Source organism: Streptomyces sp. NPDC002181 (genome assembly GCF_042890485.1).
Lineage (GTDB): Bacteria > Actinomycetota > Actinomycetes > Streptomycetales > Streptomycetaceae > Streptomyces.
On the sequence record NZ_JBIASC010000001.1, the window covers coordinates 328,139 to 352,294 of the forward strand.

22 protein-coding genes are annotated in these 24,156 nt (G+C 72.6%); 11 read left to right on the forward strand and 11 right to left on the reverse strand.

Annotated features, from left to right (window positions below):
• Nucleotides 1-184: 184 nt before the first annotated feature.
• A complete protein-coding gene (locus ACFYXV_RS01425) occupies nt 185-1,192 on the reverse strand; it encodes a tetratricopeptide repeat protein (RefSeq protein ID WP_389381754.1) in 1,008 nt (335 codons plus the stop codon).
• 239 nt (nt 1,193-1,431) lie between these two features.
• Between ACFYXV_RS01425 and ACFYXV_RS01430 the strand changes: the two genes are divergently transcribed.
• Nucleotides 1,432-2,058: a TetR/AcrR family transcriptional regulator gene (locus ACFYXV_RS01430; protein ID WP_383345890.1), complete on the forward strand. Its 627-nt coding sequence runs from the start codon at nt 1,432-1,434 to the stop codon at nt 2,056-2,058.
• 60 nt (nt 2,059-2,118) lie between these two features.
• Here the strand turns inward: ACFYXV_RS01430 and ACFYXV_RS01435 are convergent, their stop codons facing one another.
• From ACFYXV_RS01435 to ACFYXV_RS01450, 4 genes are all read right to left on the reverse strand, one after another.
• Entirely contained in the window at nt 2,119-3,819 is a 1,701-nt protein-coding gene (locus tag ACFYXV_RS01435; protein WP_385469349.1) for a methylmalonyl-CoA mutase, read from the reverse strand.
• 86 nt (nt 3,820-3,905) lie between these two features.
• Nucleotides 3,906-4,235 (reverse strand): DUF3817 domain-containing protein, encoded by a 330-nt coding sequence (locus ACFYXV_RS01440; protein ID WP_229336416.1) that lies wholly within the window; start codon nt 4,233-4,235, stop codon nt 3,906-3,908.
• A 71-nt stretch (nt 4,236-4,306) separates the two neighbouring features.
• Nucleotides 4,307-4,813, reverse strand: a complete 507-nt coding sequence (locus tag ACFYXV_RS01445; protein WP_030153818.1) for a MarR family winged helix-turn-helix transcriptional regulator — start codon at nt 4,811-4,813, stop codon at nt 4,307-4,309.
• A 21-nt stretch (nt 4,814-4,834) separates the two neighbouring features.
• Complete coding sequence (locus ACFYXV_RS01450) at nt 4,835-6,082, reverse strand: MFS transporter (protein ID WP_385469346.1); 1,248 nt, start codon at nt 6,080-6,082, stop codon at nt 4,835-4,837.
• Between the two features lie 87 nt (nt 6,083-6,169).
• Between ACFYXV_RS01450 and ACFYXV_RS01455 the strand changes: the two genes are divergently transcribed.
• Both ACFYXV_RS01455 and ACFYXV_RS01460 read left to right on the forward strand, forming a co-directional pair.
• On the forward strand, nt 6,170-7,171 hold the full coding sequence (locus tag ACFYXV_RS01455; protein ID WP_385469344.1) for a DUF5937 family protein: 1,002 nt from the start codon (nt 6,170-6,172) through the stop codon (nt 7,169-7,171).
• Between the two features lie 91 nt (nt 7,172-7,262).
• The gene (locus ACFYXV_RS01460; RefSeq protein ID WP_389381755.1) at nt 7,263-8,285 is read left to right on the forward strand and encodes a glycoside hydrolase family 6 protein; all 1,023 of its coding nucleotides are present in this window, start codon (nt 7,263-7,265) and stop codon (nt 8,283-8,285) included.
• An 18-nt stretch (nt 8,286-8,303) separates the two neighbouring features.
• Here ACFYXV_RS01460 and ACFYXV_RS01465 read toward each other — a convergent pair whose 3' ends face one another.
• The 4 genes from ACFYXV_RS01465 to ACFYXV_RS01480 all read right to left on the reverse strand — a co-directional run bounded on the left by ACFYXV_RS01465 (nt 8,304) and on the right by ACFYXV_RS01480 (nt 12,845).
• Nucleotides 8,304-10,301 carry a galactose oxidase-like domain-containing protein gene (locus ACFYXV_RS01465; RefSeq protein ID WP_389381756.1) on the reverse strand — a complete coding sequence of 666 codons (1,998 nt, stop codon included), beginning with the start codon at nt 10,299-10,301 and terminating at the stop codon, nt 8,304-8,306.
• Between the two features lie 3 nt (nt 10,302-10,304).
• On the reverse strand, nt 10,305-12,116 hold the full coding sequence (locus tag ACFYXV_RS01470) for a glycosyltransferase family 2 protein (RefSeq protein WP_389381758.1): 1,812 nt from the start codon (nt 12,114-12,116) through the stop codon (nt 10,305-10,307).
• A 91-nt stretch (nt 12,117-12,207) separates the two neighbouring features.
• A complete protein-coding gene (locus tag ACFYXV_RS01475) occupies nt 12,208-12,498 on the reverse strand; it encodes an MTH1187 family thiamine-binding protein (RefSeq protein ID WP_385469336.1) in 291 nt (96 codons plus the stop codon).
• Nucleotides 12,495-12,845: a DUF3817 domain-containing protein gene (locus tag ACFYXV_RS01480; RefSeq protein ID WP_030153811.1), complete on the reverse strand. Its 351-nt coding sequence runs from the start codon at nt 12,843-12,845 to the stop codon at nt 12,495-12,497. The genes ACFYXV_RS01475 and ACFYXV_RS01480 overlap by 4 nt, the downstream gene beginning before the upstream one ends.
• Nucleotides 12,846-13,028: 183 nt before the next feature.
• Here ACFYXV_RS01480 and ACFYXV_RS01485 point away from each other — a divergent pair, with 183 nt between their 5' ends.
• The 6 genes from ACFYXV_RS01485 to ACFYXV_RS01510 all read left to right on the forward strand — a co-directional run bounded on the left by ACFYXV_RS01485 (nt 13,029) and on the right by ACFYXV_RS01510 (nt 16,573).
• Nucleotides 13,029-13,667 (forward strand): AIM24 family protein, encoded by a 639-nt coding sequence (locus ACFYXV_RS01485; protein WP_053689446.1) that lies wholly within the window; start codon nt 13,029-13,031, stop codon nt 13,665-13,667.
• Nucleotides 13,667-14,317, forward strand: a complete 651-nt coding sequence (locus ACFYXV_RS01490) for an AIM24 family protein (protein WP_383345862.1) — start codon at nt 13,667-13,669, stop codon at nt 14,315-14,317. The genes ACFYXV_RS01485 and ACFYXV_RS01490 overlap by 1 nt, the downstream gene beginning before the upstream one ends.
• Complete coding sequence (locus ACFYXV_RS01495; RefSeq protein ID WP_383502183.1) at nt 14,314-15,144, forward strand: AIM24 family protein; 831 nt, start codon at nt 14,314-14,316, stop codon at nt 15,142-15,144. Before ACFYXV_RS01490 ends, ACFYXV_RS01495 begins: the two co-directional genes overlap by 4 nt.
• Before the next feature lie 65 nt (nt 15,145-15,209).
• The gene (locus ACFYXV_RS01500) at nt 15,210-15,686 is read left to right on the forward strand and encodes a MarR family winged helix-turn-helix transcriptional regulator (RefSeq protein WP_385469420.1); all 477 of its coding nucleotides are present in this window, start codon (nt 15,210-15,212) and stop codon (nt 15,684-15,686) included.
• 139 nt (nt 15,687-15,825) lie between these two features.
• A complete protein-coding gene (locus ACFYXV_RS01505) occupies nt 15,826-16,404 on the forward strand; it encodes a PepSY domain-containing protein (RefSeq protein WP_389381760.1) in 579 nt (192 codons plus the stop codon).
• 94 nt (nt 16,405-16,498) lie between these two features.
• Complete coding sequence (locus ACFYXV_RS01510; protein ID WP_099895366.1) at nt 16,499-16,573, forward strand: 50S ribosomal protein bL37; 75 nt, start codon at nt 16,499-16,501, stop codon at nt 16,571-16,573.
• Between the two features lie 71 nt (nt 16,574-16,644).
• On the opposite strand, the gene meaB is transcribed toward ACFYXV_RS01510, so the two are convergent.
• Together meaB and ACFYXV_RS01520 are read right to left on the reverse strand one after the other, a co-directional pair.
• The gene (gene meaB, locus ACFYXV_RS01515) at nt 16,645-17,604 is read right to left on the reverse strand and encodes a methylmalonyl Co-A mutase-associated GTPase MeaB (RefSeq protein WP_383347762.1); all 960 of its coding nucleotides are present in this window, start codon (nt 17,602-17,604) and stop codon (nt 16,645-16,647) included.
• A gap of 53 nt (nt 17,605-17,657) precedes the next feature.
• Nucleotides 17,658-18,863 carry an acetyl-CoA C-acetyltransferase gene (locus ACFYXV_RS01520; RefSeq protein ID WP_389381761.1) on the reverse strand — a complete coding sequence of 402 codons (1,206 nt, stop codon included), beginning with the start codon at nt 18,861-18,863 and terminating at the stop codon, nt 17,658-17,660.
• A 136-nt stretch (nt 18,864-18,999) separates the two neighbouring features.
• Here ACFYXV_RS01520 and mce point away from each other — a divergent pair, with 136 nt between their 5' ends.
• Nucleotides 19,000-19,428 (forward strand): methylmalonyl-CoA epimerase, encoded by a 429-nt coding sequence (mce, locus tag ACFYXV_RS01525; RefSeq protein ID WP_048476381.1) that lies wholly within the window; start codon nt 19,000-19,002, stop codon nt 19,426-19,428.
• A 192-nt stretch (nt 19,429-19,620) separates the two neighbouring features.
• A complete protein-coding gene (gene scy / locus ACFYXV_RS01530; RefSeq protein ID WP_389381762.1) occupies nt 19,621-24,156 on the forward strand; it encodes a polarized growth protein Scy in 4,536 nt (1,511 codons plus the stop codon).

The window sequence follows — 24,156 nt, forward strand, 5'->3', positions numbered from 1 at the left end:
GGGTCGACCCGGCGCCATCGGGTGGCGACGCTGGGTGTCACCATGGGCCACGACAGAGTGGTGGATTTACGAACACACCGGACAGTTCACGGGGCTCCACTTACTGCGAGTAACAGCAGCCGCAATTACCAAGTTTTGGCAAAGTGCGGCTGCTGTTTATCCACGTGTCAATAAATCGTCGGGACTAGAACAGCACCCGCGCGAGCGCCGTGCGGGCCGCCGCCACCCGCGGGTCGTCGGCCCCGATGACCTCGAACAGCTCCAGCAGCCGGACCCGTACCGCGTCCCGGTCCGCGCCCACCGTCACCCGGACCGTGTCCACCAGGCGCCCGAAGGCGTCCTCCACGTGACCGCCGACCAGGTCCAGGTCGGCCGCGGCGATCTGGGCCGCCGGGTCCTTCGGGCCCTCGGCCGCCGCGGTGCGCACCGCCTGCGGGTTCATGTCCTTGACCCGGGCGAGCAGCTCGGCCTGGGCCAGGCCCAGCCTGGCCTCGGTGTTGGCGGGGTCGTCGGCCAGTACGTTCTTGTACGCCTGCACCGCCCCGCCCAGGTCGCCGGCGTCCAGCGCGACGACGGCCGCTTCGAGCAGCGCGTCGTACGGGCCCGCCGGGGGCTCGTCCGCACCGGCGGCCGGGATGCCCGCGGGGGCGCCCTCGGCGTTCGGGTCCACCTCGATGCCGATGATCCCGAAGCGCTCCTCGGCGACCTGGACCAGCTGGGCGAGGGTGGCGCGGATCTCCTGCTCGGGCGCCACGCCCTGGAACAGCGGCAGCACCTGGCCCGCGACCACGGCGAACACGGCCGGAATGCCCTGGATGCCGAACTGCTGCATGAGCATCTGGTTGGCGTCGACGTCGACCTTGGCCAGCAGGAGGCGGCCGTTCGCCTCGACCGTCAGGCGCTCCAGGAGCGGGCTGAGCTGCTTGCAGGGCTCGCACCACTCGGCCCAGAAGTCCAGGATGACCGGGACCTCGGCGGAGAGCTGGAGGACGTCGCGTTCGAAGCCGGCCTCGTCGACGTCGATCACGAGCGCGGACGGCGGCACGGCGCCGGCGGACGCGGGCGCGCCGCCCTGGGCGGCCTGCCGGGCCGCTTCGGCACGAGCCTGCTCGGCCTTCGCCTTGGCCTCGCCGGCCGCCTTCACCGCGGCGAGGTCGACGACGCCGCTCATGGACATGTTTCTGGGCTGCATGCGTACATCCTCCCCCGTGTGCGCGCGCCGACGAAAAAGATCGGCCGAAATGGCTTCTTGAGTACCCTCGGTGGTGCGGTGTTGGCGCCGGGTCCCCACCTGGCGCCGGTAGCTCGCGTGGTCGTCGCTCTTACGCTACGAGCCGTAGCGTAACTCCCCGCGCCCCTTCGCGCCCCGTGATCTGAACCACAGCCTTTCGGGGCCCGCCGCTCTGGCTACCGGCGGGTATGGTCTCCGCCATGCGCAACGCCAGCCCCCCGACCGGACGCACCGGCCGTCCCCGCAGCGCCGCCGCGGACGCCGCGATCCTCGCCGCGACGCGGGACGCGCTGGTCGACCTGGGCTGGTCGAAGCTGACGATGGGGGACGTCTCCACCCGGGCCGGGGTCGCCAAGACCACCCTCTACCGCCGCTGGGCGGGCAAGAACGAGCTGGTCGTGGACGCCGTGGCGGAACTCTTCGACTCCCTCGAACTCCCCGACCGCGGCTCCCTCGAAGCCGACATCGAGGACGTGGTCCTCCAGTTCGCGGCGCTGCTGCGGCGGCCCGAGGCCCGTACGGCCCTGATGGCGGTCGTCGCCGAGTCCACCCGGGACGAGGCCCTGCGCGACCGGATCCGGTCGGCGATCGTGGACCGGCAGAAACGTCTCGTCGTACTGGGTCGCGAACGGGCCCAGGCCCGCGGCGAACTCCCGTACGAGGAGGACGAGGAGCTCGCCTGCCGCACCACGGACCTGATCTTCGACGTGATCGCGGGCACGGTGGTGCACCGGGCCCTGGTCAGCTCCGAGCCGGTGGACGAGCTCTGGGTGGCCACCTTCACGGCCCTCCTGATGCACGGCCTCCGGGGCCCCGCGCACGCCTGACACGACGGAGGCCGGCCGCGGGCCCCGCAGGGCGCCGCGACCGGCCTCAGCACCGGCGGATCAGAAGCCCGGCGGCTCCGTGTACGTGCCCCACTCGTCCCGCAGCACGTTGCAGATCTCCCCGAGCGTGGCCTCGGCGCGCACCGCGTCCAGCATCGCCGGGATCATGTTCGACCCGTCGCGGGCCGCGGCCAGCATCGCGTCCAGCGAGGACTTCACCTTCGCGTCGTCGCGCCGCGCCTTGCGGGCCGCCAGGTGCTCCACCTGTACGCGCTCCACCTCGTGGCTGACGCGCAGGATCTCCAGGTCCCCGGTCACCGACCCGTGGTGCACGTTGACGCCGACGACCCGCTTGTCGCCCTTCTCCAGCGAGCGCTGGTACTGGAAGGCCGACTCGGCGATCTCCCCGGTGAACCAGCCGTCCTCGATGCCGCGCAGGATGCCCGAGGTGATCGGCCCGATCGGGTGCTGCCCGTCCGGGTGGGCGCGCAGGCCGCGCTCCTTGATCTGGTCGAAGATCTTCTCGGCGTCCGCCTCGATGCGGTCGGTCAGCTGCTCCACGTACCAGGAGCCGCCCAGCGGGTCGGCCACATTGGCCACGCCGGTCTCCTCCATCAGCACCTGCTGCGTGCGCAGGGCGATCTCGGCGGCCTGCTCGCTGGGCAGGGCGAGGGTCTCGTCAAGGGCGTTGGTGTGCAGCGAGTTGGTGCCGCCGAGAACGGCCGCGAGGGCCTCGACGGCGGTCCGCACGACGTTGTTGTACGGCTGCTGCGCGGTCAGCGAGACGCCGGCCGTCTGGGTGTGGAAGCGCAGCCACATCGACTTCTCGCTCTGCGCCCCGTACACCTCCTTCATCCAGCGGGCCCAGATCCGGCGGGCGGCGCGGAACTTGGCGATCTCCTCGAAGAAGTCGAGGTGCGCGTCGAAGAAGAAGGAGAGGCCGGAGGCGAAGTGGTCCACGTCCAGACCGCGGGAGAGGCCCAGCTCCACGTACCCGAAGCCGTCGGCGAGGGTGTACGCGAGCTCCTGCGCGGCCGTGGCCCCGGCCTCGCGGATGTGGTAGCCGGAGACCGACAGCGGCTTGTACGCCGGGATGCCCTTGGCGCAGTACTCCATGAGGTCGCCGATGAGGCGCAGGTGCGGCTCGGGTTCGAAGAGCCACTCCTTCTGGGCGATGTACTCCTTGAAGATGTCCGTCTGCAGCGTGCCGTTGAGCACGGCCGGGTCCACGCCCTGGCGTTCGGCGGCGACCAGGTACATGCAGAAGGCGGGCACGGCCGGGCCCGAGATCGTCATCGAGGTGGTCACGTCGCCCAGCGGGATGTCCCGGAAGAGGACCTCCATGTCGGCCGCGGAGTCTATGGCGACCCCGCAGTGGCCGACCTCGCCCAGCGCGCGCGGGTCGTCGGAGTCGCGCCCCATGAGGGTCGGCATGTCGAAGGCCACGGAGAGCCCGCCGCCGCCGGCGGCCAGGATCATCTTGTAGCGCTCGTTGGTCTGCTCCGCGTTGCCGAAGCCGGCGAACTGGCGGATGGTCCAGGTCCGGCCCCGGTACCCGGTGGCGTGCAGGCCGCGGGTGTACGGGTACTCCCCCGGCCAGCCGATGCGCTCGAATCCCTCGTACGCGTCGCCGGGGCGGGGCCCGTAGACGGGATCGACGTCATCCCCGGAGAGCGTGGTGAAATCGGCCTCGCGCTTGCGGGCCTTGTCGTAACGGGCCTGCCAGCGGCGGCGGCCCTCCTCGATGGCGTCAGCGTCCATACCCATGAATTTACTAGGACGTCCTAGTAAATGTCGATGGGAAACCCCGGAGACTATCTCCGGGGTACCGGTGCGCGAGCCGCGCTCTAGGCGTCGGCGGTGGCCAGCGCGTCGGTGACCAGGGGCTCGACCTCGGCGCGGACCTTGCGCTCGACGAAGAAGGCGGCCAGCGGGATCGTGCCGGAGACCAGCACCCACAGCAGCTTCGGGAACGGCCAGCGGGCCTTGGACCCGAGGTCGAAGGCGAACACCAGGTAGATCATGAACAGCACGCCGTGCACCTGCGAGACCGCGAGGGTCAGGTCGGCGCCGGTGTCGAAGCCGTACTTGAAAACCATGCAGGTGCAGAGGATCAACAGCATGACCGCGGTCAGGTAGGCCATGACCCGGTAGCGGGTCAGCACGCTCTTCTTCATGCCGACGAGCCTAACCGTCCGTTTTGCTCGATCTTGACGGGGGCCCGGCGAGCGCGCTCCGCGGCCGCCCGCTACTCCTCGAAGTCCGCGGCGGCCACCCGCAGGGGGCGCAGGAGCGCGAAGATCTCCTGGCATTCCTCGGCGTCGTACGCGCGCAGCCCGAAGTCGACGGCCATCAGGTCCTTCGTCGCCGCCTCGACGACCTCGCGGCCCTTGTCCGTGATGGACGCGAGCGTGCCGCGGCCGTCGTTCGGGTTCGGCCGCTTGGCCACGAGCCCGGAGCGCACCAGCCGGTCCACCGTGTTCGTCACCGACGTCGGGTGGACCATCAGCCGCTCGCCGATCTTCGACATCGGCAGCTCGCCGGCCTTGGAGAAGGTGAGCAGCACCAGCGCCTCGTAGCGCGCGAAGGTCAGTCCGTACGGCTTGACCACCGCGTCGACCTCGCCGAGCAGGATCTGGTGCGCGCGCATGATCGAGGTGATGGCGGCCATCGAGGGCACCGGTCCCCAGCGGCGCTGCCAGAGCTCGTCGGCGCGGGCGATGGGGTCGAAGGGGAGGCTGAGCGGCTTGGACACGCACCCGACCCTACCGGTCGGTCATTTGGCGGCGGGCCCCGTCTCATTCTTCGGTCGGCCCTCCCGCGGGCCCGCGGACCGCAGTTCGGCGAGGAGCAGCAGGACCACCCCCGTACCGAGCACGCCCGCGCCCGCGACGACCACGTGCACCGGCAGGAACTCCGCGGCCAGCCCGGCCAGGGCCATGCCCACGCCCTGGAGGGTCATCAGCCCGGTGCTCAGCAGGGTCATCGCCCGGCCGCGCAGCGCGTCGGGGACGGCGTCGACGTACCACTGGTCGAGGCCGAGGGTGTACGCGTGCGCCAGCCCGGCGAGCAGCAGGGCGGCGAGTACGGCCGCCACCCCGGGGCGGAAGGCGTACGCGAGCAGCGGCAGCAGGCCGGCGGCCGCGAGCGGGGCCACGATCCGGGAGCGGGCGCGCGGGCCGAGCACCGAGCCCGCCCACAGTTCACCCGCGATGGTGCCCACGGGAAGCGCGCACATCATCACTCCCAGGGCGGCGGTGCCGGCGCCGATGCCGTCGGCGTACGGGACGAGCAGCGCCTCGGGGGCGATGACGAAGACGGGCGGCAGCCAGAACAGCAGGGTCAGGGCGCGCAGCCGGCGCTCGCCGAGGACGGCTCGCGCCCCGGCGAGCGGGGAGGTGCGGGCGGTGGCGGCGGCGCGGGCGGGGCGGGAGCGGGTGCCGAAGCGGAGCAGCAGGGCCGAGCAGAGGAATCCGGCGGCGGTCAGCGCGATGGCGGCGCGCGGGGCGAGGGCGGTGAGCAGCAGCCCGCCGAGGCCGAAGCCGATCAGCTGGGCGCTCTGGGCCACCATGCGCATGAGGGAGCGGCCGAGGACGTAGACGTCGCCGGGGCCGAGGACGTCGGCCAGGGAGGCGTTGCGCGTGCCCTGGAAGAGCGGGGCGACGAACGCCATGGCGCAGCGCAGGGCGAGCAACCCGGCGACGGGGGTGCCGGGCAGGACCATCGCCGCCGCGCAGGCGGCGCAGACGAGGTCGCAGCCGACGAGCACCCGCCGGGCGGGCCGGCGGTCGGCGATCCCGGCGAGGAGGGTGCCGCCGAGGGCGTAGGGGAGGAAGCCGAGCGCGAAGGTGAGCGCGCTCATCAGGGGCGAGCCGGTCGCGCGGAAGACGAGGACGGTGAGGGCGATCTCGGCGACGACGACGCCGAGGACGGACAGCAGGTGTGCGGCGAACACGGCCCGGAACTCCCGGACCAGGAACACGCCCCGGTATCCGCCGGCGGCCTCGTTGACGGTGATGGACATGGGACGACCCTGCGGGGCTACGGTAGGGGTACGGCAGTGATTCGTCCTGTGCCGAATCACCCGTCGCACCACACACCCCGGAGGGACATGGCGTTCCACTTCCGGTTCGGAGCCGGGGACCTGCTCCGCTGCCGGTTCTCCATCTCGCCCCGCTGGGAGACGCAGGAAGCGGTACGGACCCTGCTGCGGCCGGCCCGCCAGCAGTACCACCTGCCCTGGCTGCGCCGCATCGGCGCGGCCGCCGACGGCCTCGATCTGCGCCCCCTGTGGCTCCTGATGCCGCGCGGCCACAACCCCGACTTCCTGAGCCCGCCCCCGCTCGGCCCCACCGTCACCTTCGAGGAGGAGCTGGCCCGGGTCCGCTCGACGGCGGCCGCCGCCGATCCGGAGGCCGTACGGGAGGATCTGCGGCGCTCCCTCGTCTGCACGCCGGGCGCCGCCGAGAGCGACCTCGGGCGGCGGATGCTCGCCGATCCGGTGCGCGCCGTACAGGAGCTGGCCGACCTCTTCGAGCAGGCCTGGACGGCGCTGATCGCCCCGCACTGGCCCCGGCTGCGGTCCCTGCTGGAGGCCGACATCGTGTTCCACTCGCGGCGGCTCGCCGCCGGCGGGCTGGAGGCGCTGTTCGACGGTCTGCACCCGGATCTGCGCTGGTCGGACGGGACGCTCACCATCGACCGCCCCACCCACCACGACCGCGCCCTCGACGGGCAGGGCCTGCTCCTCATGCCGAGCGCGTTCGTGTGGCCGGAGGTGGTGGGCGGCTACGACCCGCCCTGGCAGCCGACGCTGGTGTACCCGGCCCGCGGCATCGGCGCGCTGTGGACGGCCTCGGCGGGTCCGACCCCGCAGGCGCTGGCGCGGCTGCTGGGCCGGGGCCGGGCCGACGTGCTGTGCGCGCTCGACGAGCCGGCTTCCACGACGGCGCTGGCCCACCGGCTGGGCCTGGCACCGGCCACGGTCTCGGCGCACCTGAAGGCCCTGCACGGCGCGGGCCTGCTGATCTCGGCCCGGCACGGTCACCGGATCCTGTACGAGCGCACCCCGCTCGCCATCGCCCTGACCACGGGCGGCCGTCCCCGGGCGTAGGCGGGTCCGGTGTCGCGGAACCGGGGCGATTGACCGTCATGTCACGATATGCCGGTCGTGATTCCGTGTGCCGACCCTTCGAGGAACCCGGATGCCAGGCCGCCCCCGCCCCAGATCCCTCGCCGCCGTGCTGGGCGTCGCGCTGCTGATCGCCGCGGCCCCCGGCTGCGGGAGCGAGGAGTCCGCCCCCGCGCACGCGCCCGCCGAGGCCGCACCCGCCGAGGCGGCGCCCGCTCCATCCCCGTACTGGGTGGACCCGGAGAGCGACGCGGCCCGGCAGGTCGCCGCCTGGGAGGCGCGGGGCCGCAACGGCGAGGCGCAGGCGCTGCGCCGGATCTCGGAACGGCCCATGGCCCTGTGGGGGCCGGGCGACGACCCCGGTCCCGCGATCCGCCGGGCCGCGAAGGGCGCCAAGGCGGCGGGCCGGGTGCTCCTCCTCGCCGCGTACAACATCCCCCACCGCGACTGCGGCCTGCACTCGGCGGGCGGGGCCGCGGACGCCACCGCGTACCGCAACTGGATCGGTGCCTTCGCCGACGCCGTCGGCGACGCCAGGGCGGTGGTGGTCCTGGAGCCGGACGCCGTCCCGCACATCGTGGACGGCTGCACCCGGGCCGCCCACCACGAGGAGCGCTTCCGGCTGCTCTCGGAGGCCGTCACCCGGCTGAAGCGGAACCGGAACACCAAGGTCTACCTGGACGCCGGCCATCCGGCCTGGATCCCGGACCCGATGCAGCTCGTCGGGCCCCTCTTCAAGGCGGGGCTCGGGCAGGCCGACGGCTTCTCCCTCAACGTCTCCAACTTCCAGCCCGACGCGTCCGGCCGGGAGTACGGCGCACGGATCTCCGCGGCCGCCCACGGCAAGCACTTCGTCATCGACACCAGCCGCAACGGCCTGGGCCCGCTCCCGGGCGGCGGCCACGAGTCCTGGTGCAATCCCCCGGGCCGCGCCCTCGGGATCGCACCCACCGACCGGACGGGCGATCCGCTCGTCGACGCGTACCTCTGGATCAAACGGCCCGGGGAGTCCGACGGGCCCTGCCGCGGCGGCCCGGCGGCGGGCCGCTGGTGGCCGGACTACGCGCTGGGCCTGGCGAGCCGCGCCGCGCGGTAGCCGCCCTCCGCGCCCCGTCTACGACTGCGGCTGCGGCTCCTCCCCCGAGGGCCGCTCCGGCTCGCGCACCCGGATCCACCGGGCCTGCGAAGGCGTGCCCTCCGCGTCCGTCGCGAACAGCATGTACCAGCCCGGCGGCACCAGCGACGGGTCCTTCGGCACGTCGACCGTCACCGATCCGGTCCCCCGCGCCAGCCCGAGCTCGATGGAGCGCTGCTCCACGTCCGTGGTGTGCGTGACCGCGCTCGGCCGCATCAGCCGGGCCCGTCTGATCCGCTCCGGGTGCGGCGTCGCGAACGTGGCCCGGCCGTCCGGGCCCACCTCGGCCGGCCCGCCGCCCAGGACCGGCCGCAGCGCCGGGTTCCGGTACAGATAGGGCGGCGAGTACACCTCCAGCCGGTGCTCGAACTTGCCGAGCCGGGTGTTGTCCTTGTCCGCGAAGAGCGGGTCGGAGCCGAAGGTGGCGATCCGCCCGTCGGGCAGCAGCAGCGCCTCGGAGTGGTAGTTGCGGCCCACCGCCGGGTCGGCGGCGGCCACGAAGGAGTCGGTGCGCGGGTAGTAGAACTGCGCCTTGTACACGTCGCTGGCGCCCCGGCCCCGGTAGTCGCGGGAGCCGCCGGTGGTGAACACGGAGTCGTCCGGCAGCAGCACGCTGCTCAGGTACCGGGTGCCCTGCGGCAGCCGCGCGGAGGAGCGGAAGACGGGTTTGTCCTCCTTGAGGTCCACGATCGCCGTCCGGCTCGACGACAGCTTCGACTCGCCGACACCGCCGCCGCCCAGCACCATCACCCGCTGGTCCTGGGCGGGCGGCAGCAGGACCGAGGACGAGGTCTCCAGCCGGTCGGGGTCGGCCAGCCCCGCCACCTTGGTGAACGTGTTGGCCTTCGGGTCCCATACGCCGGGCTCGCGCCCCTTGTCGGCCGGGCCGTAGCCCGCGTTGGACCCGGTGTAGAGCAGCTTGCCGCCCTGCACGAGGAAGAGCGCGGGGTAGGTCGGGAAGTAGCGGGAGGGGCCGCGGGTCCACTTCCTCGTCTTCGGGTCGTAGTACTCGTTGTCGCCGGGGACCACGTCCCCCACGTCGTTGAGCCCGGAGACCGCGAGGACCCGCCCGTCCTGGAGGGCCACCAGCGTCGGGTACCAGCGGGCGTCCTTCATCGGGTCGACGGGCACGTACTTCTCGGCCTTCGGGTCGAACTCGTACGCCGATCTGATGCCCTGGAAGTCCTGCTTCTCGACGCTGAGGCGCTCCGCGAGCCCGTAGACGTTGTCGGCGTCCTTTCCCTTGAGGCCGACGACGCGGTACTGCGCGGCCTCGGTCGTCAGCCCCCCGGCGCCGGTCTCGACCGCCTCGACGAAGACCCGCGCCTCCGAGGCGACCACCTTGTTCTGCCAGGGCCTCAGAGCTCCCTTCTTCCCGTACGTGATCTCGAACTCTCGCTTGGCCTTCGGCACGGTGACGTCGAACTTCGACACGTACTCGACTCCGGACGGGGACCGGAACCGGGTGCCCTTCTGCAGCCGGACCACCTTGTCGGGGCTCTCGTTCTTGACCCGCATGCCGCCGCCCGCGCGGGTCACCTTGCCGTCGAGGACCTCGTAGCGGGCGGTGCCGCCCGCCACCAGCAGCCGCCCGTCCGGCAGTTGGCCGTGGCCGGAGCAGAAGAAGTCCTCGGGGGTCGGGATCTTCTTGAAGCTGTCGTCCCGCGGGTCCCACAGGACGGTGTCGAAGGTGCCCTCGTCGAACTTCTTCTGGCTGTTGCCGGAGCCTGCGATCAGCAGCACCTTGCCCGTGTGCAGCAGGGCCGCGTGCATCGCGTTGATCCGGTACTCCTCGGGGAGGCGGACCTGCTCCCAGGAGCCGTACTGGATCTTGTAGCTGGACTGTCCGATCTTGTACGAGTGGTAGCGCTCCTGCGCGAAGGACAGCGCGGCGGGGGCGTTGAGCGCGGCCAGCACCACCACGGCCCCGGTGCCCAGCACGGTGTTCTTGAACTGCTTCGAAGGCCGGCGGGCCATGGGTCAGTTCCCTCCCGTCGGCGTGGCGAACGCCGGCTCCGGCTCCTCGCCCGGCCCGTGGCCGAGCCCGAGGACCGGGGATCCGGCGGCCCGGGCGGGGGCGGCGGCCCGGGCGGGGGCGGCGGCCCGGGCGCGGCGCCCGCGCACCCGGGTCCAGGCCCACACCGCCACCGGTGCGAGGGCGATGAGCAGGGCGAGCACCGCCCAGGTGCGCATGGCGGCGTGCGTGTGGCCGAGGCGGACCGAGGCCGCGAGGGAGAGGGCCAGGACGGCGGCCCAGGCGAGGTGGATCCGGAAGGTCGCCGGCCGGTCGGGGCTGGCGCCCGCGCCCTTGGGGGTGACGACGAAGGCGCCCCGGGTGCGCAGCAGGGCCGAGGCCAGCGCGGCGAGGTAGACGGGGGCGCAGATCGCGGACATCGCCATGCCGGCCAGGCCGCCGGAGCCGTCGGGCTCGTGCGGGGAGACGTTGTGCCGGCGGTTCCACAGGTACAGCCCCACCTGGAGGGCGGCGGCGTCGGTGTAGAGCATGAGCCAGACCTCGGAGGAGACCTGGGTGCCGGAGGCGCCGAACCACAGGAACAGGACGCAGCTGAGGATGCCGAGGAGCCAGTTGACGGCCGTCATCGGGTAGTAGACGAGCATCAGCGCGTAGTTGAGGGCCCGCCCCGGGGGCATCCGGTAGAAGCCCTTCCAGTACTGCCGCAGGAGGGTCTCGTAGGTCCCCCGCGACCAGCGCAGCTGCTGCGTGAAGAAGTCGGTCCACGAGGCCGGGCCCTCGCCGACGGCGAGCACGTCGGGGGTGTAGACGGACCTCCAGAACCGGCCGGTGTCCGGATTGCGCCGGCGGTGCAGCTCGAAGCCGGTGGCCATGTCCTCGGTGAGGGAGTCGTGGAGTCCGCCGATCTGCCGGAGGGCGCTGATCCGTACGGCGTTGTTGGTGCCGACGAACATGGGGGCGCCGTAGCGGTTGCCGGCGCGCTGGATCAGCGCGTGGAAGAGGTACTGCTGGGATTCGGCGGCCTTGGTGACGGGGCCCGTGTAGTTGCCGTACACCTGCGGGCCGACGACGAAGGCGGTGTCCGGGTCGCGGAACCAGCCGAGCATCCGCTCCAGGAAGTTCGGCAGCGGGACGTGGTCGGTGTCGACGGAGGCGAAGAACTCGTAGTCGTCGCCGTGCGCGACCAGCCAGGCGTTGTAGTTGCCGTGTTTGGTCCGCTCCCGGTGGGTGCCCTCGCGGGTGTTCCAGCGGGCGACGCCCTTGCGGGTGAAGTGGCGTACGCCGAGTTCCGCGCACAGGGCCCGGGCCTCGGGGTCGTCCCCCTCGTCGAGCAGCCATACGTCGAGCGGGCCGTCGTGGCGCAGGGCGACGGCCCCCAGGAGGGTGCCCCGCACCATGGTGAGCGGCTCTTTGCCGGGGACGTAGGTGGTCAGGAAGGCGACCCTGGTGCCGGGTTCGGGCGGCACCGGTACGGGATCGCGGGCGACCATCGTGGCGTGGGCCACCGACAGGACGTTGACCAGCATGAAGAGCATGATCAGCGCGATGGAGCCGAGCATCACGGCGTCGAGGCGGACCAGCCAGTGCTCGCCGCCCTCGCGGACGGTCCGGTGCGTGGGCCACACGAGGTAGAGCAGCAGCCCGGCCGCGGCGAGGGGGGCCAGGGCCATCAGCAGGACGGCGCGTATTCGGGTGCGCGGCTGCTCGCGCGACAACAGGGAGCGGTAGCCCACCCGGTAGGGGGCGGCCGGGTCCGGCTCCGCGAACGGGCCGGCGAGCCGACTGTGGGTCTCGTAGTCGAAGCCTTCCGGCCGCACGGCCCCTCCAGTGCTCGAAGCCCAGGGTTATATCACTACAAAAGGTGACAAACCCTGAGCATGTCGAACGGGGCTCGGCCGAACGGGGGGCCTAGGCCAGGTGGCGCTCCACCGTCTCCACCTTGGACGTCAGACCGTCGACCACTCCGGGGCGGATGTCGGCCTTGAGGATGAAGGAGACCCGGGGCGCCCTCTCCTCCACGGCCGCCACCGCGCGCTTGACCACGTCCATCACCTCGTCCCACTCCCCCTCGATCGAGGTGAACATGGCGTCGGTGCGGTTCGGCAGTCCCGACTCCCGTACGACGCGGACCGCGTCGGCCACGTACTCGCCGACCTCTTCACCGACCCCCAGCGGGGTCACCGAGAACGCGACGATCACGCTGCGTTCGCCGCCTCGCGCCGGGCGCGGGCGGCCATGACGCTGTCGGCCTCCTCGCGCTTGAGGAGCTTGTCTCCGTAGAGGCCGCCGAAGGGCAGCAGCGCCAGCAGGAAGAACAGGGCGACCTTCTTGACCGGCCACTTCGCCTTGTTCCACACGTCCAGCAGGAAGACCGCGTAGATGACGAACAGGATCCCGTGCAGGATGCCGAGCGGCATCATCAGGTAGTCGATGTCGGAGATCCGGCTCAGCACCGATCCGAAGATCAGCAGGGCCGGGAACGACAGCGCCTCCGGTACGGAGATCAGGCGCAGGCGGTGCAGGGCGGAAGCGGTCTTGATGTCCACGATGAGCCTTCGGGGTGGTGGCCGGGGGTCCGTTCCAGTCTCTCAGCCGCCCCGCCGGATCTTGAGGCGGGGCCGCCGCGGCGTGTGGGCGGCGGGGTGCCCGGGGTGTGTGAGATGCCGCAGTCGCCGGATATCGGCCACCGGGCCCTGTTCGCCTCCGCCCGCTGCCGATAACGTCATCCCGTGGCTCAGTTCCGACTCCAAGGCAGCAAGGTGCTCGCCGTCGACCTGACCGGGGACGCCGTGAAAGCGAAGAACGGCTCCATGGTCGCGTACGACGGTCAGATGGCCTTCAAGAAGATGACCGGCGGCGGCGAAGGCCTCCGGGGCATGGTGACCCGTCGGCTGACGGGTGAGCAGATGACCGTGATGGAAGTGCAGGGACACGGCACCTGCTTCTTCGCCGACCGCGCGAGCGAGATCAACCTGGTCAACCTGCGCGGTGAGAAGCTCTACGTCGAGTCCAGCAACCTGCTGTGCACCGACGCCGGCCTGCGCACCGGCACCACCTTCACCGGCCTGCGCGGCGGGGCGACGGGCAACGGCCTGTTCACCACCACCGTCGAGGGCAGCGGGCAGGCGGCGATCATGTCCGACGGACCGGCGGTGGTGCTGCGCGTCAGCGCCCAGTACCCGCTCTCCGTCGACCCGGGGGCGTACATCGCGCACACCGGGAACCTCCAGCAGTCCTTCCAGTCGGGGATCAACTTCCGCACCCTGATCGGCGAGGGCTCGGGCGAGGCGTTCCAGATCCGCTTCGAGGGCGAGGGCCTGGTCTACGTGCAGCCCAGCGAGCGCAACACCATCGGGGGCGACATCTGATGCCGTTCCGCGAGATCAACTCGAAGATGGTCGAGGCCCAGGTGATCCCGGGGCAGAGGATGTTCAGCCAGCGCGGCGCGATGCTCGCGTACCGCGGCGAGGTCTCCTTCACCCCGAGCCTGACCGGCGGTCAGGGCGGGGTGATGGGCATGATCGGGCGCCGCGTGGCGAACGAGCAGACCCCGCTGATGTCGGTCGAGGGCAACGGCACCGTGATGTTCGGCCACGGCGGCCACCACATCCAGGTGATCAACCTGACCGGCGAGACCCTGTACGTCGAGGCCGACCGGCTGCTCGCCTTCGACGGCACGCTCCAGCAGGGCACGATGTTCATGGGCTCGCAGGGCGGTGTCATGGGCATGGTCCGCGGCCAGGTGACCGGCCAGGGCCTGTTCACCACCACCCTCAAGGGGCACGGCGCGGTCGCCGTGATGGCCCACGGCGGGGTCATCGAGCTCCCCATCACCCCGAACCGGCCGATCCACGTCGACCCGCAGGCGTACGTGGCCCACCACGGGGACGTCAGGAACAAGCTCTCCACCGCGCTCGGCTGGCGGGACATGGTGGGGCGCGGCTCGGGCGAGGCGTTCCAGCTGGAGCTGTCGGGTCAGGGAGCGGTGTACGTACAGGCCTCGGAGGAGAAGCTGTGAATTTTGGCCCCGTGACGGGCGGACCCGGCGCCCCGACGGTCTTCGACCCGCACTCCCTGCCCTCCGACGACAACGTGAACGCCTATACCTTCTGCGTGGAGCTCAAGGGGAGCCAGTGGTTCCTGCAGAAGGGCAAGATGATCGCCTATTACGGGCGCATCGAGTTCAACGGCGTCGGCAACGGACGCTTCGACCGGCTCCTGCGCACGAGCTTCCACTCGCCGATGCACGCCGCCGACTGGGTGGTGGCCGAGGGCCAGGGCAAGATGCTGCTGGCCGACCGCGCCTTCGACGTGAACTCGTACGACCTGGACGAGGGGAACCTGACGATCAGGTCGGGCAACCTGCTGGCCTACCAGCCCTCGCTCGCCCTGAAGCAGTCGATCGTGCCGGGGTTCCTGACCCTGATCGGAACCGGGAAGTTCGTGGCGGCGTCCAACGGACCGGTGGTGTTCATGGAGCCGCCGCTGCGCGTGGACCCGCAGGCGCTGGTGGGCTGGGCGGACTGCCCGTCCCCCTGCCACCACTACGACCACGGCTACATGTCGGGCGTCATCGGCGGGCTGCGCTCGCTGACGGGCATCGGCGGCAGCTCCGGCGAGGAACACCAGTTCGAATTCGTCGGGGCCGGGACGGTGCTTCTGCAGTCTTCCGAGATGCTGATGGCGGAGCAGGCGATCGGTACCGTCGGCGCCGGCGCGGAGGCGGCGGGCGTACCCGGGGCCGGCTACGGCGGCGGGCACGGGCAGCAGGGTCCGCTGGGCCAGCTCGGCGTGCCGCGGATGCCGGGGCAGCTGGGTGACATCCAGCGGCGCCTGGGACTCTGACATATTCCGCACCTCCTTCTTTGTACGTAATTCAACTTCTTAGGTAGAGTTCATTCATGGAGACCATGGAGACCGAGACGGCCACCCGCTGGCTGACCGAGGCCGAGCAGTGCACCTGGCGCACCCACCTGGACGTCAGCCGGCTGCTGATGCACCAGCTGGAAAAGGATCTCCAGCCCTTCGGACTCACCAACAACGACTACGAGATCCTGGTGAACCTCTCGGAGTCCGAGGGCCACCGGATGCGGATGAGCGATCTCGCGACGTCGACGCTCCAGTCCAAGAGCCGGCTGTCCCACCAGATCACCCGCATGGAGACCGCGGGCCTGGTCGTACGGGTGAACTGCGAGTCCGACCGCCGGGGCCTGTACGCGGTCCTGACCGACGGGGGCATGGAGCTCATGCGGAAGGTCGCCCCGCACCACGTGGCGTCCGTCCGCCGGCACTTCATCGACCTGCTGCCGCCGGAGGCCCTGGCGGAGCTGCGCGCCTCGCTGGAGCCGGTCGCGAACCACCTGCGGGACGAGCGCGGCAAGGCCTGACGCCGGTCCGGTACCGCCGAGGAAGGCGCCCCTCCGGGGTGCCGTCCTCGGCGGCGGCCCCGAGAATGAGTGGTAACGCTCGCTCGCCGGCCGCCCGCCGAGCAACCGTAAGCGCATGGCCGGCCAGAGGAGGTCAGCCATGCACTCGCACTCCAAGCACAAGGTGGCCGTCACGGCCACGGCCACGGCCGCGCTCCTGATCGCCGGGGGCCCGGTGGCGGCCGCCGCGGCGCACACGGCCGACGCGGCGAGAACCGCCCCCGCGGCCGCCCCGGCCCGCGCCGACGTGGACGCCGCGGGCGCGGCCGCCGCCGCCCTGAAGAGGTACCCCGGTGTCGTGACCTCCCTCGACAAGGACGGCCCCGTCTGGCACGTCGACGTCATCGGCAAGAACGGCAAGCACGCGGAGCTGACGGTCGACACCCGCAGCGGCAAGGTGTTCACCGAGAACGCGGACGACGACGGCGACGACGACGGCGGGAACAAGGCACTGGCCGCCGCCAAGGTCACCGCCCAGCAGGCGATGAAGGCGGCCGTGGCCGCCCACGCGGGCCAGATCCGGTCCGTGGAGTGGGACGACGATGACGACAACGGCTCCCGCTACTGGAACGTCGAGATCCAGTCCGGGGGCAAGACCACCAACGTGCACGTCGACGCCGCGTCGGGCAAGGCCACGGTGTCCGCATCGGACTCGGACGACGACGGCGGCGACAACTGACGCGCGCCGGTCCGCGGGTTCCCGTGCGGACCTGATCGGGCGCCCCTAGACTGGCGAACGCCCGGATTACCCCGATCTTCGAGGGAGTGGCGTCATGGCCAAGCGCGGCAACAAGAAGCGAGCACGCAAGAAGAAGAAGGCGAACCACGGCAAGCGTCCCAACGCCTGACCGTCCGCCCCGCAGACGTACGAGAGCCGCGCCCCGGAAGACCGGGGCGCGGCTCTCGCGCGACGGGTGCCTCAGGACTCCGTCAGCGTCGCCAGGAGCGTGTCCGCGGCCGCGTACGGGTCCAGCTCGCCGGCCGCCACCCGGCCCGCGAGGGCGTCGAGGTGCGCGTCCCCGCGCACGTCCGCCATCCGGGCCCGCAGGGCCGTCACCGCGATGGTCTCCACCTCGCGCGCGGCCCGGACCCTGCGCCGCTCGGCCAGCACCCCTCGCTCGTCCATCCAGGCCCGGTGCTTCTCCAGGGCCTCGACCAGCTCGTCGATGCCCTGGCCGCGCGCCGCGACCGTCTTGACGATCGGCGGCCGCCAGTCGCCCGCGCCCCGGGACTCCCCCAGGCCCAGCATGTGGTTCAGCTCCCGGGCGGTGGCGTCGGCCCCGTCCCGGTCCGCCTTGTTCACCACGTACACGTCGCCGATCTCCAGGATGCCCGCCTTGGCGGCCTGGATCCCGTCGCCCATCCCGGGGGCCAGCAGCACCACCGAGGTGTCGGCCTGCGCGGCGATCTCCACCTCCGACTGCCCGACCCCGACCGTCTCGACCAGGATCACCTCGCAGCCGGCCGCGTCCAGCACCCGGATCGCCTGCGGGGCGGCCCAGGCCAGACCGCCCAGGTGGCCGCGGGTGGCCATGGAGCGGATGTAGACCCCCGGGTCGGAGGCGTGGTCCGACATCCGGACCCGGTCGCCGAGCAGCGCACCGCCGGAGAACGGCGAGGACGGGTCGACGGCGAGGACGCCGACCCGCTTGCCGGCCTTGCGGTACGCGGAGACCAGGGCCGAGGTGGAGGTGGACTTGCCGACGCCCGGGGAGCCGGTCAGGCCCACCACGTACGCCCCGCCCGTCAGCGGGGCCAGGGCCGCCATCACCTCGCGCAGCTGCGGGGACGCCCCCTCGACCAGCGAGATCAGCCGGGCCACCGCTCTCGGCCTGCCCTCACGCGCCTGGGCCACCAGCTGGGGGACGTCCACCGTCATACGTGCTGCGCTCCTCGGTTCGGGTAGGGAAGGGAAGGGCCGGCGGGCCGGTGTTACTTCTTCTTCGGGACGCGGACGATCAGGGCGTCGCCCTGGCCGCCGCCGCCGCACAGCGCGGCCGCGCCGGTCCCGCCGCCCCGGCGGGCCAGCTCCAGGGCCAGGTGCAGGACCACGCGGGCGCCGGACATGCCGATCGGGTGGCCCAGGGCGATGGCGCCACCGTTGACGTTCACCCTTTCCGGGGTCACGCCGAGATCCTTCATTGACTGCACGGCGACCGCGGCGAAGGCCTCGTTGATCTCGATGAGGTCCAGGTCGGAGACCTGGAGCCCCTCCTTCTTCAGGGCGTGCAGGATCGCGTTCGACGGCTGCGACTGCAGCGAGTTGTCGGGACCGGCCACATTGCCGTGGGCGCCGATCTCGGCGATCCACTCCAGTCCGAGCTCCTCGGCCTTCGCCTTGCTCATCACGACCACGGCGGCGGCGCCGTCGGAGATCTGCGAGGAGGTGCCGGCGGTGATCGTGCCGTCCTTCGCGAAAGCCGGGCGCAGCTTGCCGAGGGACTCGACCGTGGTCTCCGGGCGGATGCCCTCGTCCTGGGCGAAGAGGACCGGGTCGCCCTTGCGCTGCGGGATCTCGACGGGGGCGATCTCGGCCTCGAAGACGCCGTTCTTCTGCGCGGCGGCGGCCCGCTGGTGCGAGGCGGCGGCGAACTCGTCCTGCGGGGCGCGCTCGATGCCCAGACGGCTGTTGTGCTTCTCGGTGGACTCGCCCATCGCGATGTTCTCGAAGGCGTCGGTGAGGCCGTCGTAGGCCATCGCGTCGAGCATCTCGATCGCGCCGTACTTGAAGCCCTCTCGGGACTTCGGCAGCAGGTGCGGGGCGTTGGTCATGGACTCCTGACCGCCCGCGACCACGATGTCGAACTCGCCCGCGCGGATGAGCTGGTCGGCCAGCGCGATCGCGTCGAGGCCGGAGAGGCACACCTTGTTGATCGTGAGCGCCGGGACGTTCATGGGGATGCCGCCCTTGACCGCCGCCTGGCGCGCCGGGATCTGGCCCGCACCGGCCTGGAGCACCTGCCCCATGATCACGTATTGCACCTGGTCACCGGCGATGCCGGCCCGCTCCAGAGCGGACTTGATGGCGAACCCGCCGAGATCGGCACCGGAGAAGGACTTCAGCGAACCGAGCAGCCGCCCCATGGGCGTGCGGGCCCCGGCGACGATCACTGACGTGGTGTTGTTCGTTCCGGACATGGAGCACAGCCCCTTGAAGATGAGGGTGAACGAGGGTTTACATGAATGTACTGAGCGGTACCCGCGCCGTCACCGGGCAGTCGGTGTGATCGCTGGCACGTTGCGTGACCGCCCTCCGCAGCGGTGCACTGGTCCCATGCTGACAAGAATCGACCACATCGGGATCGCCTGCTTCGACCTGGACAAGACCGTCGAGTTCTACCGTGCCACGTACGGCTTCGAGGTGTTCCACACCGAGGTCAACGAGGAGCAGGGCGTCCGCGAGGCCATGCTCAAGATCAACGAGACCTCCGACGGCGGCGCCTCCTACCTCCAGCTCCTCGAACCCACCCGGGAGGACTCCGCGGTGGGCAAGTGGCTGGCCAAGAACGGCGAGGGCGTGCACCACATCGCCTTCGGCACCGAGGACGTCCTGGGAGACTCGGAGGCCATCCGCGGCAAGGGCGTCCGGGTCCTCTACGACCAGCCCCGCACGGGCTCGATGGGCTCCTCGATCACCTTCCTGCACCCCAAGGACTGCCACGGAGTCCTCACCGAACTGGTCACCTCGAACCCCGACCATTGATGGACCACTGATGGCCCGATTCCCCGGCCGGTAGAGTGGCCATGGCTCGGCCGGGGTTCGGTGCGGAGACGGGGTCGGGGCCTGTGACCCCTGCCCCGGTATCTGACACCATTCCCCGGGGGCGTCGTTCAGCGGGCGAGCGATGCTCAATTGGGAGTGAGCTTGCGACCAGGGGACGGATGGGACCGCGCTGTGCGGGGCTACGAAAGCCAGGAGAGCCATCAGGCTGAAGCCGACCATCTCTCGCGCTTCGAAGCCGAGATGGAGCGGCTGAAGAAGGAGCGCGGGAAGGCCGTCCAGCACGCCGAGGACCTCGGCTACCAAGTCGAGGTGCTGCGCGCCAAGCTCCACGAGGTGCGCCGCAATCTGGCGTCCCGCCCCGCCTACGACAGTGCGGACATGGGCTACCAGGCGGAGCAGCTGCTCCGCAATGCCCAGATCCAGGCCGACCAGATGCGTTCGGACGCCGAGCGCGAGCTGCGCGACGCCCGGGCGCAGACCCAGCGCATCCTGCAGGAGCACGCCGAGCACCAGGCGCGCCTCCAGGCCGAGCTGCACGCCGAGGCCGTCAACCGCCGCCAGCGGCTGGACCAGGAGCTCAACGAGCGCCGCCAGACCGTCGAGGCGCACGTCAACGAGAACGTGGCCTGGGCCGAGCAGCTGCGCGCCCGTACGGAGTCCCAGGCCCGCCGGCTCATGGACGAGTCCCGTGCCGAGGCCGAGCAGTCCCTGAACGCGGCCCGCTCCGAGGCCGCCCGCGTCGCCGAGGAGACCCGCCGCCGGCTGACCGCCGACGCCGAGGCCGCCCGCGCGGAGACCGAGGCGACCCTGCTGCGCGCCCGCAAGGAGGCCGAGCGGCTGCTGACCGCCGCCTCCGCGCAGGCCCAGGAGGCCACCGAGCACGCCGAGCGGCTGCGCAGCAGCACCACCGCCGAGGCCGAGCAGACCCGGCAGCAGACCCTCGACCTCGGCCGGGTGGCCGAGCAGCGGGTCCAGGAGGCCGACGGCGCCCTGCGCACCGCGCGCGCCGAGGCCGAGAAGCTCCTCGCGGACGCCAAGGAGAGCGCCGCCCGGCAGCTCGCCTCGGCGGAGTCGGTGAACGAGCAGCGCACCCGCACCGCCAAGGAGCAGGTGGCCCGGCTGGTCGGCGAGGCCACCAAGGACGCCGAGGTCCTCAAGGCCGAGGCCGAGCAGACCCTCGCCGACGCCCGCGCCGGCGTGGAGCGGCTGCACGCGGAGGCCGCGGAGCAGGCCCGCGCGGCGGCGGCCGAGGACACGGCCGCCCAGCTGGCGAAGGCGGCCCGCACGGCCGAGGACGTACTGAACAAGGCCTCGGAGGACGCCCGGGCCACCACCCGCGCCGCGTCCGAGGAGGCCGAGCGGATCCGCCGCGAGGCCGAGTCGGAGTCGGAGCGGCTGCGCGCCCAGGCGGCGGCCACGGCCGCCGAGCTCAAGGGCGCGGCGAAGGACGACACCGAGGAGTACCGGGCCCGGACCGTCGAGCTCCAGGAGGAGGCCCGGCGGCTGCGCGGCGAGGCCGAGCAGCTGCGCGCCGAGGCCGTCGCCGAGGGCGAGCGCATCCGCGGCGAGGCGCGCCGCGAGGCCGTCCAGCAGATCGAGGAGGCGGCCCGGACCGCCGAGGAGCTCCTCGGCAAGGCGAAGTCGGACGCGGACGAGCTGCGCGGCGGCGCGCGCACCGAGAGCGAGCGGGTCCGCGCCGAGGCCGTCGAGCGGGCCACCACCTTGCGCAGGCAGGCCGAGGAGACGCTGGAGCGCACGCGCGCCGAGGCGGAGCGGCTGCGCGGCGAGGCCGAGGAGGAGGCGGAGTCCGTACGGGCCGAGGCCGACGCTGCGGCGCGGGCGCGGCGCGAGGAGACCGAGCGGGCCGTCGAGGCGAAGCGGGCGGAGGCCGACGAGGAGCTCGTACGGCTGCACGCGGAGGCCGAGAGCCGGCTGGGCACGGCCGAGCAGACGCTGCGCGACGCCCGCGGGGCGGCGGAGAACATCCGGCGGGAGACCTCCGAGGAGGCCGACCGGCTGCGCGCCGAGTCGGCGGAGCGGATCCGTACCCTCCAGGCGCAGTCGGAGGCGGAGGCCGACCAGCTGCGCACGGACGCGGCGGACGACGCCGGGCGCACCCGCGCGGAGGCCGAGCAGGTCGCCGTACGGCTGCGCAGCGAGGCGGAGTCCGAGGCGGAGCGGGTGCGCGCGGAGGCGAAGGAGACCGCGGACCGGCTGCGCGCCGAGGCGAAGGCCGCCGCCGAGCGGGTCGCCGCGGAGGCCGCCGAGGCGCTGGCCGCGGCGCAGGAAGAAGCGGCCAGGCGCCGCCGGGAGGCGGAGGAGACCCTCGCGTCGGCCCGTACGGACGCGGACAGCGAGCGGGCGCAGGCCCGCGAGCAGAGCGAGGAGCTGCTGGCCTCGGCCCGCAAGCGCTCCGAGGAGGCGCAGGCCGAGGCGGCCCGTCTGACCGAGGAGGCGGAGCGGCGCGCCGCGGAGCTGGTGTCGGCGGCCGAGGCCACCGCGCAGCAGGTGCGGGACTCCGTGGCCGGGCTGCGCGAAGAGGCCGACGAGGAGATCGCCGGGCTGCGCAGCGCCGCCGAGCACGTGGCGGAGCGTACGAAGACGGAGGCCGAGGAGGAGGCCGCGCGGGTCCGCGCGGACGCCTACGACGAGCGCGAGCGGGCCACCGGGGACGCCAACCGGATCCGCACCGAGGCGCGTGCCGAGACGGACGCGGCGAAGGCGCTGGCCGAGCGTACGGTCGGCGACGCGATCGCCGAGGCGGAGCAGCTGCGCGGCGACACCGCCGAGTACGCGCAGCGGGTGCGTACGGAGGCGACGGACGCGCTGGCCGCGGCCGAGCGCGACGCGGCCCGTACCCGGGCCGACGCACGGGACGACGCGAACCGGATCCGCGGCGAGGCGGCGGAGTCCCTGGAGTCCTCGCGCGCCGAGGGCGGCCGGATCGTCGCGGAAGCGACGGCGGAGGCCGAGCGGCTGACCGGCGAGACCGAGGCGGCGAACGCCGTGACGGTCGGCGAGGCGGCGGCGGAGGCCGAACGGCTCACCACCGAGGCGGCCGAGGCCGCGGAAGCCACCCGCGCCGAGGCGGCGGGCACCCTGGACGAGGCGCGCTCCGAGGCCAACCGGCTGCGCAGCGACGCCGCGGAGCAGGCGGACCGGCTCATCACGGAGGCCGCGTCCGAGGCGGACCGGCTCACCGAGGAGACGCGCGCCGCGAACGAGGCCGCGCTCGGGGAGGCGACGGCGAAGGCCGAGCGGCTCACCCGGCAGGCGTCCGACACGCTGGCCGCGGCCGAGCGGGACGCGGCGCGGGTCCTGGTCGACGCCCGCAACGAGGGCGACCGGCTGGTCGACGAGACGCGCGCGGCCAACGAGGCCACGGTCGGCGAGGCCGCGGCCGAGGCCGAGCGGCTGCGCGCCGAGGCGGCGCGGACCCTGGACGACGCCCGCGCGGAGGGCGGCCGGATCATCGGCGAGGCCACCGCGGAGGCCGACCGGGTCACGGTCGCGGCCAACGAGACCCTGGCGAGCGCCGAGCGGGAGTCGCAGCAGACGCTCGACGACGCGCGCGCCGAGGCGGGCCGGATGCGCGGTGAGGCGGCCGAGCAGGCCGACCGGCTCATCACGGAGGCGGCGTCCGAGGCGGACCAGCTCACCGAGCAGACCCGCAAGGACAGCGAACGCACGGTCGGCGAGGCCCAGTCCGAGGCCGAACGGCTGCGCGCGGAGGCCTCGGAGGCCCTGGCCTCGGCTCAGGAACACGCGACCCGTACCCGCTCGGAGGCCGAGCGGGTCAAGGCCGAGGCGGCGACGCAGGCGGAGCGCACCCGTGCGGAGGCCCGCGCGGAGTCGGAGCGGCTGCTGGACGAGGCCCGCGAGGAGGCCAACAAGCGCCGCAGCGAGGCCGCGGAGCAGGTGGACCGGCTCATCACCGAGGCGGCGTCCGAGGCGGACAAGCTCACCGGCGACGCTCAGGCGCAGGCCCTGGCCGCGACGACGGCCGCCGAGGAGCAGGCCGACGCGATGGTCGACGCGGCCCGCAAGGAGGCCGCGCGGATCTCCTCGGAGGCGACCGTCGAGGGCAACTCCCTTGTGGAGAAGGCCCGTACGGACGCGGACGAGCTGCTGGTCGGCGCGCGCAGCGACGCGGCCGCCATAAGGGAGCGGGCGGAGGAGCTGCGCTCCCGCGTCGAGGGCGAGGTCGAGGAGCTGCACGAGCGGGCCCGCCGTGAGTCCGCCGAGCAGATGAAGTCGGCCGGCGAGCGCGTGGACAAGCTGGTGCGGGCGGCGACCGAGCAGAGCGTCGAGGCCGAGGCGAAGGCCAAGGCGCTGGTGTCGGACGCGAGCAGCGAGGCGAGCAAGGTCCGCATCGCGGCCGTGCGCAAGGCGGAGGCGCTGCTCAAGGAGGCCGAGCAGAAGAAGGCCGAGCTGGCCCGGGAGGCCGAGAAGGCCCTCGCGGAGGCGAAGGCGGAGGCCGAGCGGCTCGTCGACGAGGGCCGCCGCGAGCTGGAGGTCCTGGTGCGCAGGCGCGAGGACATTCAGGCGGAGATCTCCCGTGTCCAGGACGTTCTTGAGGCGTTGGAATCATTCGAGGCGCCTTCGGGCGGCGGGAAGCCGGTGGTCGGCGGTCAGGGCGCTGGGGGCGTGAAGGCCGGAGCCACAGCCGGTTCCACCCGTTCGGGTGGCAAGACGTCGGAGGGCTAG